Raw genomic sequence first — 14,456 nt, forward strand, 5'->3', positions numbered from 1 at the left:
GGCCGATCCTAACCGCGAGGATTTTGCAGGAACTCGTAGACGGCGGCGGGCACGTACGGGCTCACATCGCCGCCGAGAGCCGCGACCTGCCGCACGAGCGAGCTGGAGACGTGGGCATGGGCGGGGTCGGGAAGCATGAAGATGGTCTCGACCCCCGCGAGGTTGCGGTTGACGATTGCCATCGGCGTCTCGTAGGCGACGTCGACCTGCGAGCGCACGCCCTTGACGAGCACCGTAGCGTCGACGTCAATGCAGTAGTCCACGAGCAGGCCAACGCTCCAGGAGGTGACGGTGATGTTGCCGCCGAACCCGGCGTCGGAGATCGACTTCTCGATAAGTGCGACCCGCTGGGCGACGGGCAGCATGGCCGCCTTGTCGGGGTTGTGCACGACGAGCACATGGAGCTTGTCGAAAATCCGCGATGCGCGTTCGATCACATCCAGGTGACCAAGGGTCACGGGGTCGAAGGAACCAGGGACGACGGCGATCCTGCTCATTGCTTCACCCTATCCGGCCCGCGTTCCCGACATGTGACACAGCCGGCGCCCCGGCATCCGGTCAATTCTTGGCGAGGAAGTCCCGGCTGGCCTCGTCGAGCCGGCGGGAGAGGGCGTCGCGCAGATGCGGATGCGCCGCGAGGGTCGGGTCGGAATCGATCAGCTCCGCCGCGATCTGCCTTGCCTCGGTGATGAGCACTCCGTCTTTCGCGACGCGCAGCAGCCGCAACGACGAGCGGCCGCCGGATTGCAGGTTGCCGAGCACGTCGCCCTCCTGCCGCAGTTCGAGGTCTTTTTGCGCGAGCTCAAAGCCGTCGAGCGTCGACGCCACGGCCTCGACCCGTTCCCGGGCGAGCGTCTCCCCCTCGGCCCCGGTGACCATGAGGCAGAGCCCCGGCACTCCTCCGCGGCCGACGCGGCCGCGCAGCTGGTGCAGCTGGGAGACCCCGAAGCGATCGGCATCCAGCACGACCATGACCGACGCGTTCGGCACGTCGACCCCGACCTCGATCACGGTGGTCGCGACGAGCACATCGATCTCACCGGCAGCGAACGCCCGCATCGTGGCGTCTTTCAGGTCGCTCGGCATGCGCCCGTGGAGCTCAGTGATGCGGGCGGAGGCCAACTGCGGGTTGGCGCGGAGCTCTGCGAGGGTGTCGGTGACATTCGCGCGGGGTGCCGCCGGGTCGGCAGCATCCGCGCTCGGCGGAGCGCCGCCCTCCTCCGCCTCGACGGCGGTGCTGTCGATCGCGGGGCAGACGACGAACGCCTGCCGCCCGAGCGCGAGCTCCTCGGCGACGCGCTGCCAGATGCGCGGCGCCCAGGCCGGCTTCTCGGCGAGGGGCACCACGTGGGTCTCGATCGGGATGCGCCCGGAGGGCAGCTCGGCGATCGTCGAGACATCGAGGTCGCCGAACACCGTCATCGCGACCGTGCGCGGGATCGGCGTCGCGGTGAGCACGAGCACGTGCGGCGGCGTCTGGCCTTTGCGGCGCAGGGCTTCGCGCTGCTCGACGCCGAAACGGTGCTGCTCGTCCACGACGACGAGGCCGAGGTCGAAGAAGTCGAGGCTCTCGCTCAGCAACGCGTGCGTTCCGATGACGATGCGCGCCTGCCCCGTGACGACCGCGAGCATCGCCTTGCGCCTCTCGGCCACTGTGAGCTGCCCCGTGACGAGGGTCGGCCGCAGCTGGGCTGCGAGGTCGGGCCCGAGGGTCTTGACGATCGACCGCAGGTGCTGGCCCGCGAGCACCTCGGTCGGGGCGAGCAGCGCCGACTGGCCGCCGGACTCGGCTACCGCGAGCATCCCGCGGAGGGCGACGATGGTCTTGCCGGAGCCCACCTCCCCCTGCACGAGGCGGTTCATCGGTACGGCGGCCGCGAGGTCGGAGGAGACTTCCGCGCCGACGCTCGTCTGGTCGCCGGTGAGGGTGAACGGCATTCTCGCGTCGAATCGGTCGAGCAGCCCACCCTCGCCCGGGATGCGCGGTTCTGCCAGCTGCAGGCGAAGCAGCGCGCGCTGCTCGAGGAGGGCGCACTGCAGCACGAACGCCTCTTGGAACCGCAGCGTTTTGCGGGCGGACCCCCAGTCGGCGTCTTTCACCGGGCGGTGGACGAGCTCGACCGCGCGGGAGTAACTCATGAGCTTGCGGGCGGAGAGCACATTGTCGGGCACCGGGTCGTCGAGCGGCGGGAGTGTGTCGAGCACGACCCCGATCGATTTTTGGATCTGCCAGGAGGCAACGGATGCCGTGGCCGCGTAGATCGGGATCGGAACGTCGGCCCACGCCTTCGCATCGTCGGCGGAGCGATCCTCGTCGGGCGGGAAGAGCTCGTAGTCGGGGTGGGCGAGCTGCCTCGTGCCCTTGTAGTCGGTGACCTTGCCGGCGAAGATTCCGCGCGCTCCCGTGACCAGCTCGGCCCGGCGCCAGGGCTGGTTGAAGAAGGTGAGGGTCAGGATGCCTGTGCCGTCGCTGATCCTCACCTCGAGGATCGAGCCGCTCCTCGCCTTCATTCTGCGCTCGCTCACGCCGCGCACCTGCGCCACGATCGTCACGTTCTCGTCGGTGGGCAGATCGGTGACGGCGCTGAGCTCGCCGCGCTTGGCGTATCGCCGCGGGTAGTGGCTGAGCAGGTCGCCGACGGTGTCGAGGCCGAGGCCCTTCTTCAGCGCCGCGGCGGTGCGCCCGCCGAGCGCGCTACTGAGCTTGGCGTCGAGCGGCGATCCGGGCATGCCTCGATGGTATTCGCCACCACCGTCAGTTCTCGAACGCGGATCAGATCCAGTCGCGCCCCCGGAAGATGACGTAGAGCGCGCCGCTCACGGCGAGCATCAGGGCGATCGCAAACGGGTACCCGTAGTACCACTCGAGCTCCGGCATATAGCGGAAGTTCATCCCGTACAGCGACCCGATCAGGGACGGCGCGAAGAGGATCGCCGCCCACCCGGAGATCTTGCGGGTCTGGTCCGCCTGTAGGTTGCTCGCGATGCCGACCCGTTGCATCTCGTCGTTCTGGCGTTGCGCGACGAGGGTCGCGTTGACGGTGAGGATGTCGCGCAGGAGCTGCCGGAACCGGTCGACACGCTCGCTGACCCGCGCAACATGGTCGGCAACGTCACGCAGGTACTGGCGCAGCGCCGGGTCGTCGGTGTTCTGGTCGAACGTCTCCTTGACGGTGTCGAGGAGGTCGGCGAGCGGGAGCACGGCGAGCTGGAACTCGATGACCTCGCGGGTCAGTTCGTAAATGCGCCGAGACACGTTCCGATGCCCATCGAAGACCTGCGCCTCGATCTCGGCGATGTCGTTCTCAAGTCCCTCGACAACGGGCCGGTAGCCGTCGACGACCGCGTCGAGAATGCCGTAGAGGATCGCGTCGGTGCCGCGGGCGAGCAGTTCCGGGTCGGCTTCGAGCCGGGAGCGGACGCTCCGCAGGTCGGGAGCCTCGGCGTGGCGGAGGGTGATGACGAAGTTCGGGCCGACGAACAGGTGAAGCTCGCCGAACTCAACCGTCTCGGTCTCGTCGACGTACCGTGCGGCCTTCAGCACCAGGAAAGTGATCCCGTCGTACCGCTCGACCTTGGGACGCTGGCGGGCGTTGATCGCGTCTTCGAGGGTGAGCTCGTGCAGGCCGAACTGGCGGGCGAGCTCGTGCAGCTCGGCGGCATCCGGACGGTACAGGCCGACCCACCCGAGCGAGCGGGGCTTGCGGTCGAGCTCGACGACCGTCTCGTGCACTGTGCTGGGCGAGGCGATGCGCACGCCATCGAGGTAGACGGCGTTGTCGACGACATGGGAGGCGCGGAGCTCTGGAGCGGTGGCCGCGACCTGAACGGGCTCAGGCTGGTCCTCCGTGGACTTCCGCGCGGGGCCGAATCCGCGGAAGCGCTTCAGGAAATCGGATGCCATGCGTGAACGTTAGCCCGACCGTGAGGAATTCGCGCCCGGGTTGGTCCGCGTCGTCAGAGATCGAAGGCGTAGCCGCCGGTCTGCCTGGTCGAGGTGCCGATCTGGGCCGTGTGGCGGTCGTCGTTGACCTCGAGCGATCGCAGCTGCCGGGCCACCTCGCGTTGGCTGCGCTTGAGGAAGTGGATCGCCACGGTCTTCTCCGCGCCGGACACCTGCAGCCCGTCGCGTTCGAACGTCGCGGAGGCACGGCCGATCACGGCGACCTGCGAGTAGATGCCCGAGGCGACGGCGGTGAGCCGCTTCTGCAGCAGCTGCTTCTCCTGCACCTTTTTGCCGTGCTTGCGCAGCGCTGCCTCCGCCGCGTCGCGCAGCTGCACGGTCTGCTCGCTCACCGCAGCGTTGTGCTTCGCGAACACCGGGTGGGCGCCGACGAGGCGGCCGGGGCGGATGGCACGGTTGATGCGACCGGAGACGTACGGCGCGAGCACCCCGATTGCCTTCGCGGGGTCGCCGATGCTGAGCGAGCGCATATCGGGGAGGTCCTCGCTGAGCGCCTTGAGCCCGCCCAGGGCGACGAACGCGCGCATGACGTCGTTCGCACCCTCGAAGATGGGGAAGATGCGGAAGTCGCGAAGTGCCTTCGAGAGCGGATGGTCGTCCATGTACGCCGTTCCGCCGTGCACCTGGAACGCTTTATTGAGGCCCTTCCAACCGACGTCGCTCGCGACGACCTTGGTCATGGCCGACTCAAGCGAGAAGTCGGCGACGCCGAGGTCGACGAGCCCGGTCGTGAGGTACGACATCGACTCGAGGCCGTAGATCTGGCCGGTCATCCACGCCGCCTTTTCCTCGACCAGCTCGAAGTCGATGAGCGGCCGGCCGAATTGGTGCCGGGTGGTCGCGTGCTCGAGGGTGAGGTCGAGGAACCGCTTCATGCCGCCCGCGATCGACGTGCCCATCGACATCCGCCCATTGTTGAGGGTGTTCATGGCGATGCGGAAGCCGTCGCCGGCGTCGCCGAGGAGGTTCTCGGCCGGCACGCGAACGTTGTCGAATCGGACGCGCTGCAGCCGGTTGGCCCTGAGTCCGAGGGTCTCGAAGCGCGGGCCGGTGCTGAGCCCCTCCATGCCCTTCTCGACGACGAGGGCGACGTGGCCGAGCTCGGATCGGGCGAAGACCGTGAGAACGTCGCCGGCACCATTACCAATCCAGCGCTTCTCGCCGTTGAGAAGCCACGACCCGTCGGACTGGCGCTCGGCGCGGGTCTCGAGGTTGTAGGCGTCGGACCCCACATTCGGTTCGGTGAGCACGAACGCGGCGAGCTTGCGGCCGGCGGCGAGGTCGGGCAGCCAGCGGGCCTTCTGCTCGTCGGTGCCGTAGAGGTAGATCGGCTTGGTGCCGATGGACTGGTGCACGCCCATGACTACCGCGAGCGCGCCGTCGACGCGGCCGAACTCCTCCATGACGCGGCAATACCCGCTCTGGCTGAGCCCCTGCCCGCCGTATTGCTCGTCGACGAAGAGACCGAGCAGGCCCAGCTCGCCGAGGTCGCGGATCGTGTCGTCGCCGACCCAGCCGTCGCGTTCGGCCTTCGCGGGGTCGTAGACGTTGGCAAGGTAGTCGCGCGCGGATGCGGCGAGTCGTGCGACCTTCTCGTGCTCAGCGCCCACCATCACGGGGTACGGCAGCACCAGCTCAGACGCGACGCGTCCGAGGAAGAGCGACTTGGTGAAGGAGGGTTTGATGGAGCGGTCGACTGTGGCCATGCCGCCAGTGTGGATGATCCACTGATTGCGGGCTAACCGTTTGTGGATGTTCTACAGCAGGTGGCCCGGGTGAGTACGGTGAAGGAGATGACGCGCATAATCTCGGGCTTCGCTGGCTCCCTCACCATCGCCGTGCCCGCCTCGGACACCCGGCCGACAAGCGACCGCGTGCGCGAGGCGATCTTCTCCGCGCTCGACTCTCGCGACGCGATCCGGGGCACACGAGTGCTCGACCTCTACGCCGGCTCGGGGGCTCTCGGCCTCGAGGCGGCGAGCCGGGGCGCATCCCGCGTGACGCTCGTCGAGAAGAGCGCCTCTGCGGCGGCCACCTGTCGAAAGAACGCGGCCATCGTGCTGAAGAGTGCGCCGAAGGTGGGCGCGCCGGTCGTCCAGGTGAGCGCGCAGTCGGTTCAGGGATTCCTCGCCGCGGGCGGCGAGGCGTTCGACCTCGTGTTCCTCGATCCGCCCTACGACCTCGGCGAGAGCGAGCTCGCCGCGGCCCTGGCCGAGCTCGTGCCTCGGCTCGCACCCGATGCGGTCGTCATGGTCGAACGCAGCTCACGGTCGGTCGAGCCCGTGCTTCCCGTCGGCCTCCAGCTCGACAAGCGCAAGAACTACGGCGATACCACCCTGTGGTGGCTGCGGGGCTCCTAGCCCGATGCGCCGTTCCAGCCGCGGTAGGGGTCCCATCCGACGCTCCCCAGGTACGGGGTCCCGTCGACGGCGAGCCCGTCCCCAGCCTGCACGGTGCCGATCGCCCGGAACCCGCCGGGCAGCGCCGTGTGCGGGGGGAACGTCGCAAGCAGGGCGTGGTCCTCCCCTCCTTCGAGCGCGAGCCGCGGATCATCACCGAGAGCCGCCGACGCGAAGTCGAGCCGCACGCCGCTCGCGCGGGCGAGGCGGCGCGCGTCGATCGCGAGCCCGTCGCTGAGGTCGAGCATCGCCGTGGCGCCGGCCAGCGCGGCGGCGCGGCCGTCGGCGATCGGCGGGGTGGGCGCGAGCTGGGCGCCGACGAGGTCGGGATTATCGGCCCGCACGGATGCCGCCGCGGCGGCATCCGGATCCCCGAGGTCATCGACGCCGCGCTCGAAGAGCAGCCGCAGCCCGACTCCTGCCCTGCCGAGTTCGCCAGACACCGCGAGCACGTCGCCTTCGCTCGCACCGGAGCGCAACACGGGGTCGCGGCCCTCGAGGTCGCCGAAGGCAGTAACCGCGATCGTGAGTGCGCTCGAGACGGACAGGTCGCCGCCGACCACGCCGCATCCGGGCCACAGCGCGGCGCACGCCTCCCGGAGTCCATCGGCGATGCCCTCGAGCAGCGCGACGGGCGAGTGCGACGGCGCCGCGATCGCGACGACGAGCGCGGTGGGAACGGCGCCCATCGCGGCGACGTCGGAGAGATTGGATGCCGCGGCCTTCCAGCCGAGGTCGCGCGGGGTCGACCAGGCGAGGCGGAAGTCCGGACCGTGGATCATCATGTCAGTTGTCACAACGAAGCGCCCGTCGGGTGCCGCGATAACGGCAGCATCGTCGCCGGGTCCGAGCAGTTGCGCGGCGGCCTGAGGCAGCCGCGGAAAGATGCGCTCGAGCGTTGCGATCTCGCCGATGCCGCCGAGCGTGTCAGGAACCGTCATGAATCAAACGGTAGCCTGATCCGAGTGAAGTCGATGCGCGGGCCAGCGGCGAAGGCCGCAGCAATTCTCCTGATTCTGGGCTCCCTGGCGGGCTGCACCGCGGCGGTGCCGATGCAGGTAGCGGAGGACGCCACGAACCCCGTCTGCGCCGAGGTCGTGGTGCGCCTGCCGGACGACATCGACGGCCACGAGCGGCGGGAGACCGACGCTCAGGGGACGGGGGCGTGGGGCGACCCGGCAGTCATCCTGCTCACCTGCGGTGTCGAGGTTCCCGGTCCATCGACGCAGCGCTGCGTCACGATTGACGGCGTCGACTGGCTCGTGGACGATTCCGCGGAGGGCCGCGGGGTGTTCACGACCTACGGCCGCGATCCCGCCGTGCAGGTCGTCGTCGACCTCGTCACATCGGACTCGAATGCGCTCAACACGCTCGCGAACTCCGTCGGGTACAGCCCCGTCGTCGGCGCCTGCACGTCGCCTGAGGACGCCACCATCGACGACGATGCCGTGCTGAGGCCGCAACCGTAGCTGCTACAGCACTTTCGAGAAGAACGCCCTCGTGCGCTGGTGCTGCGGGTTCGCGAGCACCTCTGCCGGATCGCCGGTCTCGACGACGACCCCGGCATCCATGAACACGAGGGAGTCGGCGACCTCGCGAGCGAAGCCCATTTCATGGGTAACGACGATCATCGTCATGCCGTCGGCGGCGAGCCCCTTCATCACGTCGAGGACCTCGCCGACCAGCTCAGGATCGAGCGCGCTCGTGGGCTCGTCGAAAAGCATGAGCTTCGGTTCCATCGCCAGAGCGCGCGCGATCGCGACGCGCTGCTGCTGTCCACCGGACAGGTGCGCGGGAAAGTAATCCTGACGGTCGGCGAGCCCGACGCGGTCGAGCAGGTCGCTGGCCTTCTGCTCGGCCAGTGCCTTGCTCTCGCCCTTCACCCGCAGCGGCGCCTCCATCACGTTCTGCATCGCCGTCATGTGAGGGAAGAGGTTGAACCGCTGGAAAACCATGCCGATATCGCGACGCTGTCGGGCGGCCTCCCTCGGCCGCAGCTCGTAGAGCTTGCCGTTCGCCTCGCGGTACCCGATGAGCTCTCCGTCGACGCTGAGGCGCCCGGCAGAGACGACCTCGAGGTGGTTGATGCAGCGCAGGAAGGTGGACTTCCCCGACCCGGATGGGCCGACAAGGCACAGCACCTCGCCACGCTTCACCTCGAGCGAGATCCCCTTGAGCACCTCGTTCGAGCCAAAGCTCTTGGAGACGCCCTCGGCGCGCACCATGGGGGGAACAGGAAAGTGCCCGGACGCGACGGTTGCCTCGCTCGCGGTCATCCGGGGCCTTCCCTGCCCGGCCCCGATGGCGGGTTCGTGGTCGGGGTCGGGGCAACGACCGTCGGGTGGGTGCCCGTGACCTGTGGCACCGCTCCGGTCCCGGTCGGCGCGCTGCCCTTCTTGTCAGGGCGGCGGTCGCCGACGCCGCGGGCGAAGCGCCTCTCGAGAAAGTGCTGGCCCACCATGAGAATGGAGGTGAAGAACAGGTACCACAGCGACGCGACGATGAGCATGGGGATGGGGTTGAAGGTCTCCGCCGAGATGTCCCTCGACCGCGTATAGAGATCGAAACTGTAGGGCACCGCCGTGACCAGCGACGTCGTCTTGAGCATCGAGATCACCTCGTTGCCCGTCGGCGGGATGATGATGCGCATCGACTGCGGCACGATGACCCGGCGCATGGTCTGGAACCAGCCCATACCGAGGGCCGTCGCGGCCTCCTCCTGGCCCCGGTCAACCGACAGCAGGCCGGCCCGCACGATCTCGGCCATGTAGGCCGCCTCGTTGAGGGCGAGCCCGATGATGGCGAGCGTGAACGTGTTCAGTGCCGCATTGGTCTGGAACGAGTAGAACGGCTCCATGAACGGGATGCCGATGTCGATGCTCTGGTAGATGATCGACAGCAGGCCCCAGAACACGAGCTGCACATACACGGGGGTTCCCCGGAATACCCAGAGGTAGAACCACGCCACGCTCTTGACTACGGGGTTCGGGGAGAGCCGCATGATCGCGAGGATCACACCGAGCACGATCGCGATGATCATCGAATAGACCGTCAGCTGCAGCGTGTTGACAGCGGCCTGGGTGATGCGGCGGTCGAACACGTACTGCGCGACCGCCGGCCAGTCATAGGCCGGGCGCCCGGCGGCGTCGACGACGAACAACGCGGCCCCGGCGATGAGGACCACGGCGAATACGTTGCGCCACGGGTGACGCAGCCGGATGGCCTGGATGGGGCTCTCACTGCTCATGAACGGCTAGCCGTTCGCGGCGGCGTTGATCGTGATCTCGTCGATGGCGCCGTCTGTGACGCCCCACTCGTCGAGGATGTCGCCGTAGGTTCCGTCATCGACCATCGCCTGCAGCGCAGCCTGAATCGCCTCGGCGAGTCCGGAGTCCTTGCCCACGGCGACGCCGTACGGCGCCACGTCGAAGGTATCGCCCGCCAGCTGCAGCTGGTCGCCGGTCTGGGCGATGGCGTACAGGGTCACCGGAGAGTCGGCGCTCATGGCGTCGGCCTGGCCGAGCACGACGGCGTTGGTCGCGGCATCCTGCGTGTCGAACTGGATCTTCTCGATCGCGGGCTTGCCATCGGCAACGCATGCCTCGCTCTTTGCGGGCACCTCGGTGGTGTCTTCGTACGTCGTCGCCTGAACGGCGACCTTGAGCCCGCACGCGTCGTCCGGATCGATGTCGTTTCCGGCGGCGGAGGCCCATTGGATGCCCGCCGTGTAGTAGTTGACGAAGTCGACCTGCTCTTGCCGCTCGACCGTGTCGGTGAACGACGACATGCCGATGTTGACCTTGCCCCCCGTCACGCTCGGGATGATGTTGTCGAACTTCGAGACTTGGAACTCCGGCTCGAGGCCGAGCTTCGCAGCGATGGCCTCGGCGAGCTCGATGCCCCAGCCGATCGGGGCCCCCGCCTCGTCCTTGAACTCATTGGGCGCGTAGGTCGGGTCTGTCCCGACAAGGAGGGTGCCTGAGTTCGCCACGTCCTCGGGGAGCAGGGCGACCGCGGCCTCGTCGACGGTGACCTCCCGGGGCGAGCCTGTGTCGGTGCCGGGGGTCGAGTTGTCGACGCATCCGGCGAGGAGCATAACGGCGACGGTCGCGAGTGCCGGGACAGTGAATCTTGCACGCATGATTCCTCTTCTGATGCTTGTTCTGCTGGCTGCAGGTGCTGTTGGGTGTGAGCATACTCCCGGCGGGCCGCAGCGTCAGCGGCCATTGGGCCCAACGACCCTTGTCCGCCGTACTACCCCGGTGGTGGAGTGGTTCTTCCCGCAAACCGGGCGCAACAGCGAAGTTCGAGGCAGCACATGAAGCGAATATTCGGGGCACTTGTCGCAGTGCTCGCAACAACAACGCTCATCGGTCCGCTGGCAGGCGCTCCGGCCGCTGCGGCGCCGCCCGCGGGGTCCTACGCCGCCGTGCAGGCCGCCGGCAACGTCCCCGCGCCGGGGTCCTACGCCGGATCTGGCTTCGACGCGTGCAGCGCGCCGACACAGAACCTCATGTCTGTGTGGCTGACCGCGTCCCCCTATCGCGCGGTCGGCATCTACATCAGCGGCAGCAACCGGTTCTGCAGCCAGCCGCAGCTGACTCCTTTCTGGATCACCACCCAACAGGCGGCCGGCTGGCACCTCCTGCCGATCCACATGGGCCTCCAGCCCTACTGCACCACCTCGACCAAGGAATTTCGCTTCACGGCCGCGAACGCGGCTGTTTCCGGGCGAGCCGCGGCCAGTGAGGCGGTTGCCGCGGCGCGGGCGCTCGGACTCGCGACCGGCACGGCGCTCTTCCTCGATGTCGAGGCCTACAGCACCAGCGACCCGACCTGCCGTGCGGCTGTTCTGAGTTACCAGAGCAACTGGACTGCCCGTCTGCACGATCTGGGGTTCCTCTCGGGCTTCTACAGCAGCCTTTCCTCCGGTATCGCCGATCAGGTCTCCGCCTACCCGTCGTCGTCGTGGGTCCGGCCCGACTATCTCTGGTTTGCGAGGTACGACGGGATTGCGACCGTCTCGAACCCGGCCATTCCTGCGAGCTACTGGCCAGGGCGCCGAATCAAGCAGTACCAGTCCCCCGCCCAGACCGGAGGCGCCGAGACCTGGGGCGGGCTGTCCCTTGAGGTGGATCGGAACCAGCTCGACGTGACCCCGGTTCCCGCGACGGCGTTCGGCGACTTTGGTGGCAACGGCTGGTCTGACCTCATCGCCCGCCAGGCATCTACTGGCTCCCTCTTTCTCTACGCCGGCAACGGGAACGGTTTCGCCGCCGCCTCGCGTATCGGCATCGGCTGGAACGGGATGAGCTCGATCACGCGGTTCGGCGACTTCAACGGGGATGGGCGGGAGGATGTCATCGCGCGCGCGCGGTCGACGGGGTCCCTGTGGCTTTATCACGGAACCGGGACCACGGTGACAGCACCGGTGCAGATCGGCGTTGGCTGGAACGGTATGCGCGAGATCACCCCCATCGGCGATCACGACGGCGACGGTCGCCCCGATGTTCTGGCTGTGCACAGCGCCACCGGATGCCTCTATATCTACTACGGGCGGGGCACGAGCCTCATCAACGGGTCGCGGATCGGCTGCGGGTGGAACGCGATGAGCGAACTCACCGGCGGCGGTGACTTCAACCGGGACGGCCGTGTCGACCTCATCGCCCGGCAGGACGCGACCGGGCACCTCTTGCTCTATCCCGGCAGGGCGGGTGGCTTTGGAGCGCCAGTGCGGATCGGAATCGGGTGGAACGGCATGCGCGACATCACGGGTGTGGGTGACTTTGATCGCGACGGTTTCACGGATGTGATCGCCGTCAGCGCCACGACGGGCGACCTATTCCGGTATCCGGGTCGCGGCACGCAACTGTCGACGGGGCTGAAGGTCGGACACGGATGGGGCGGGATGGCCCCGTTATTCTGACCGGCGCCGCAGCCGGACGCCTCAGCGAACCGTTTCGAGCCCGATCTCGATGAGCTCGTCGATGAGTTTTGGGTAGCTGAGCCCGGTGGCCATCCAGCACTTGGGAAACATCGAGATCGGGGTGAAGCCCGGCATCGTGTTGAGCTCGTTGATAACGAAGCCCGAATCAGTAAGAAAGAAGTCGACGCGGGCGAGACCCGCTGCCCCGATCGCCTCGAACGCGAGCGCGGCGAGGCGCTGCATCTCGGTGAGCTCGTCCGGGGTGAGCGAGGCTGGGCAGACGAGGTCGACGCCACCGGCGTCGAGGTACTTGGCGGTGAAGTCGTAGAAGCCAGCGCCTCGCACGATGATCTCGCCGGCCACCGAGACGCGAGGCGCTTCGCCGCGTCGTCCGCCGATCACTCCGCATTCGATCTCGCGGCCGACAAGCCGCGCTTCGATGAGCACCTTGCTGTCTTCGGCGAGGGCAACGGCCATGGCGGCGGGAAGATCTGCGGCCGAGTCCGCCCGGGAGACCCCGACGCTCGAGCCGGCACGCGCCGGCTTCACGAACACGGGCCAGCCGAGCGCATCCGCCGCCGAAGCGACGGCGTCGGGAGACGCCGCCCATTCGCGCGCGGACACCGTGCGCCACGGGGCCACGGCGATGCCGGAGTGCTGCAACACGGACTTAGAGAAGTGCTTGTCCATGCCGACCGCCGACGCGAGCACGCCGGCGCCGACGTACGGCAGCCCGATGAGCTCGAGCAGGCCCTGGATGGTGCCGTCCTCGCCGAACGGTCCGTGCAGGATCGGAAACACGATGTCGATGTCGCCGAGGCCGCGGGTCGCGCCGGCAGCATCCGTCACGGTCAGCTCGCGCGAGACGGAGGAGGCCGGCCAGTGCACGCGGGTGCCGTTGTCGGGCACGCTGGGCAGGGCCTCCGGGTCGAGGGCGAACACGGTGGCATCATCCGGTTGAAGGGTGAACGCGCCGTCGACGGTGATACCGATCGGGATGACGTCGTACCTGTCGCGGTCGATCGCGGCGAGCACTCCCCCGGCCGTGGCGCAGCTGATCGAGTGCTCACTGGAGCGGCCGCCGAACAGGACGGCGACGACGAGCTTTTCCGTGCCGTTGTCGTGCGTCATTCAGGACTCCGGTCGTGGTTCGTCGCTGTCGGTCGTCAGGTGGGGGGCGATGTCGCGCGGGTTCATGGTGCCGGCGAGCACCTGCGCCACCTGGGCGACGATTGGCATGTCGACGCCCTTCGCCTCGGCGAGCCGCAGCACCGGGGCCACCGAAGCGAGCCCCTCCGCAGTCTGGTTCATCTGCGCCACGACGTCGGAGAAGCTGTAGCCCTGGCCGAGCAGTCGCCCGGCGGTGTTGTTGCGCGAGAGCGACGACTCGCATGTCGCGATCAGGTCGCCGAGTCCCGCGAGACCTGAGAGCGTCTCCGGGCGCGCGCCATAGGCGACCGCGAAGTCGGTCATCTCGACCAGGCCGCGGGTGATGATCGAGGCCTTCGTGTTCTCTCCGTAGCCGACGCCGTCGACAATGCCGATCGCCACGGCGATGAGGTTCTTGAGCACGCCGCCGAACTCCGTGCCGATGACGTCGGTGTTGACGTAGGAGCGAAAGTACGGGTTGGTCGCCGCGACCGCGACCGCCGTCGCCGTCTCCATGCTCGTCGAGGAGACGACCGCGGCCGTCGGCTGCTCCTTGGCGATCTCGAGAGCCAGGTTGGGGCCGGATGCCACGGCGATGCGGTCCTCGTCGATGTCGAGCACCTCGCGGATCACCTCGCTCATGCGCATCCCGGTGCCCTTCTCGACGCCCTTCATGAGACTCACCACGATGGTGTCCTTCGGGATGAGCTCGCGCACGATGAGCAGGTTCTCGCGCACCGACTGGCTCGGCACCGACACGAACACGTACTCGGCGCCCTCGAGCACGTCGGGCAGCAGCGAGCTCGACCAGAGCCGCCGAGGGAGGTTGATGCCGGGCAGGTAGTCACTGTTGCGCTTGCTCTCCGAGATCTCGCGCGCAAGCTCCGGGCGGCGCGCCCAGATCGCGACGTCGGAGCCGCCGTCGGCGAGGATCTTGCCGAAGGTGGTTCCCCAGCTGCCGGCACCGAGCACGGCGACGCGGCGCGATCCGGGTGAGACGATCCGGATGGGCATCGTG

The 14,456-nt window shown here is 68.2% G+C and carries 13 protein-coding genes; 3 read left to right on the forward strand and 10 right to left on the reverse strand.

Features of this window, described 5'->3' with window-relative positions:
* Positions 1 to 8 precede the first annotated feature (8 nt).
* From coaD to BHD05_RS14780, 4 genes are all read right to left on the reverse strand, one after another.
* Positions 9 to 497, reverse strand: a complete 489-nt coding sequence (gene coaD / locus BHD05_RS14765) for a pantetheine-phosphate adenylyltransferase (protein WP_161887103.1) — start codon at positions 495 to 497, stop codon at positions 9 to 11.
* Between the two features lie 61 nt (positions 498 to 558).
* Positions 559 to 2,730: an ATP-dependent DNA helicase RecG gene (locus BHD05_RS14770; RefSeq protein ID WP_161887104.1), complete on the reverse strand. Its 2,172-nt coding sequence runs from the start codon at positions 2,728 to 2,730 to the stop codon at positions 559 to 561.
* A gap of 43 nt (positions 2,731 to 2,773) precedes the next feature.
* A complete protein-coding gene (corA, locus tag BHD05_RS14775; protein WP_161887105.1) occupies positions 2,774 to 3,904 on the reverse strand; it encodes a magnesium/cobalt transporter CorA in 1,131 nt (376 codons plus the stop codon).
* 53 nt (positions 3,905 to 3,957) lie between these two features.
* Positions 3,958 to 5,670 carry an acyl-CoA dehydrogenase family protein gene (locus BHD05_RS14780; RefSeq protein WP_161887106.1) on the reverse strand — a complete coding sequence of 571 codons (1,713 nt, stop codon included), beginning with the start codon at positions 5,668 to 5,670 and terminating at the stop codon, positions 3,958 to 3,960.
* 87 nt (positions 5,671 to 5,757) lie between these two features.
* Between BHD05_RS14780 and rsmD the strand changes: the two genes are divergently transcribed.
* Complete coding sequence (gene rsmD / locus BHD05_RS14785; protein WP_161887107.1) at positions 5,758 to 6,324, forward strand: 16S rRNA (guanine(966)-N(2))-methyltransferase RsmD; 567 nt, start codon at positions 5,758 to 5,760, stop codon at positions 6,322 to 6,324.
* Here rsmD and thiL read toward each other — a convergent pair.
* Positions 6,321 to 7,304: a thiamine-phosphate kinase gene (gene thiL / locus BHD05_RS14790; RefSeq protein WP_161887108.1), complete on the reverse strand. Its 984-nt coding sequence runs from the start codon at positions 7,302 to 7,304 to the stop codon at positions 6,321 to 6,323. The two genes, rsmD and thiL, sit on opposite strands and share 4 nt — an antisense overlap.
* 33 nt (positions 7,305 to 7,337) lie before the next feature.
* Between thiL and BHD05_RS14795 the strand changes: the two genes are divergently transcribed.
* Entirely contained in the window at positions 7,338 to 7,832 is a 495-nt protein-coding gene (locus tag BHD05_RS14795) for a DUF3515 family protein (protein ID WP_161887583.1), read from the forward strand.
* A 3-nt stretch (positions 7,833 to 7,835) separates the two neighbouring features.
* Here the strand turns inward: BHD05_RS14795 and BHD05_RS14800 are convergent, their stop codons facing one another.
* The 3 genes from BHD05_RS14800 to BHD05_RS14810 are packed head-to-tail and all read right to left on the reverse strand — an operon-like array spanning position 7,836 to position 10,504.
* The gene (locus tag BHD05_RS14800; RefSeq protein WP_269467583.1) at positions 7,836 to 8,639 is read right to left on the reverse strand and encodes an amino acid ABC transporter ATP-binding protein; all 804 of its coding nucleotides are present in this window, start codon (positions 8,637 to 8,639) and stop codon (positions 7,836 to 7,838) included.
* Positions 8,636 to 9,610 carry an amino acid ABC transporter permease gene (locus BHD05_RS14805; RefSeq protein ID WP_161887109.1) on the reverse strand — a complete coding sequence of 325 codons (975 nt, stop codon included), beginning with the start codon at positions 9,608 to 9,610 and terminating at the stop codon, positions 8,636 to 8,638. Before BHD05_RS14805 ends, BHD05_RS14800 begins: the two co-directional genes overlap by 4 nt.
* Before the next feature lie 6 nt (positions 9,611 to 9,616).
* Positions 9,617 to 10,504: an ABC transporter substrate-binding protein gene (locus BHD05_RS14810; RefSeq protein ID WP_161887110.1), complete on the reverse strand. Its 888-nt coding sequence runs from the start codon at positions 10,502 to 10,504 to the stop codon at positions 9,617 to 9,619.
* A gap of 177 nt (positions 10,505 to 10,681) precedes the next feature.
* Between BHD05_RS14810 and BHD05_RS14815 the strand changes: the two genes are divergently transcribed.
* Entirely contained in the window at positions 10,682 to 12,289 is a 1,608-nt protein-coding gene (locus BHD05_RS14815) for a glycoside hydrolase domain-containing protein (RefSeq protein ID WP_161887111.1), read from the forward strand.
* 21 nt (positions 12,290 to 12,310) lie between these two features.
* Here the strand turns inward: BHD05_RS14815 and BHD05_RS14820 are convergent, their stop codons facing one another.
* Positions 12,311 to 13,420 carry a D-alanine--D-alanine ligase family protein gene (locus BHD05_RS14820; RefSeq protein ID WP_161887112.1) on the reverse strand — a complete coding sequence of 370 codons (1,110 nt, stop codon included), beginning with the start codon at positions 13,418 to 13,420 and terminating at the stop codon, positions 12,311 to 12,313.
* Positions 13,421 to 14,452 carry an NAD(P)H-dependent glycerol-3-phosphate dehydrogenase gene (locus BHD05_RS14825; RefSeq protein WP_161887113.1) on the reverse strand — a complete coding sequence of 344 codons (1,032 nt, stop codon included), beginning with the start codon at positions 14,450 to 14,452 and terminating at the stop codon, positions 13,421 to 13,423.
* Positions 14,453 to 14,456: the final 4 nt, after the last annotated feature.

This window comes from Marisediminicola antarctica, assembly GCF_009930795.1.
In the GTDB taxonomy this organism is placed as follows: Bacteria; Actinomycetota; Actinomycetes; order Actinomycetales; family Microbacteriaceae; genus Marisediminicola; species Marisediminicola antarctica.

What these genes read in the sequence shown, in the direction of transcription:
- BHD05_RS14815 (WP_161887111.1), top strand. Translation starts at nt 10,682, where the DNA reads ATGAAGCGAATATTCGGGGCACTTGTCGCAGTGCTCGCAACAACAACG.
- BHD05_RS14770 (WP_161887104.1), bottom strand. Translation starts at nt 2,730, where the DNA reads ATGCCCGGATCGCCGCTCGACGCCAAGCTCAGTAGCGCGCTCGGCGGG.
- BHD05_RS14825 (WP_161887113.1), bottom strand. Translation starts at nt 14,452, where the DNA reads ATGCCCATCCGGATCGTCTCACCCGGATCGCGCCGCGTCGCCGTGCTC.
- BHD05_RS14800 (WP_269467583.1), bottom strand. Translation starts at nt 8,639, where the DNA reads ATGACCGCGAGCGAGGCAACCGTCGCGTCCGGGCACTTTCCTGTTCCC.
- corA (WP_161887105.1), bottom strand. Translation starts at nt 3,904, where the DNA reads ATGGCATCCGATTTCCTGAAGCGCTTCCGCGGATTCGGCCCCGCGCGG.
- rsmD (WP_161887107.1), top strand. Translation starts at nt 5,758, where the DNA reads ATGACGCGCATAATCTCGGGCTTCGCTGGCTCCCTCACCATCGCCGTG.
- BHD05_RS14810 (WP_161887110.1), bottom strand. Translation starts at nt 10,504, where the DNA reads ATGCGTGCAAGATTCACTGTCCCGGCACTCGCGACCGTCGCCGTTATG.
- coaD (WP_161887103.1), bottom strand. Translation starts at nt 497, where the DNA reads ATGAGCAGGATCGCCGTCGTCCCTGGTTCCTTCGACCCCGTGACCCTT.
- BHD05_RS14780 (WP_161887106.1), bottom strand. Translation starts at nt 5,670, where the DNA reads ATGGCCACAGTCGACCGCTCCATCAAACCCTCCTTCACCAAGTCGCTC.
- thiL (WP_161887108.1), bottom strand. Translation starts at nt 7,304, where the DNA reads ATGACGGTTCCTGACACGCTCGGCGGCATCGGCGAGATCGCAACGCTC.
- BHD05_RS14820 (WP_161887112.1), bottom strand. Translation starts at nt 13,420, where the DNA reads ATGACGCACGACAACGGCACGGAAAAGCTCGTCGTCGCCGTCCTGTTC.
- BHD05_RS14795 (WP_161887583.1), top strand. Translation starts at nt 7,338, where the DNA reads ATGCGCGGGCCAGCGGCGAAGGCCGCAGCAATTCTCCTGATTCTGGGC.
- BHD05_RS14805 (WP_161887109.1), bottom strand. Translation starts at nt 9,610, where the DNA reads ATGAGCAGTGAGAGCCCCATCCAGGCCATCCGGCTGCGTCACCCGTGG.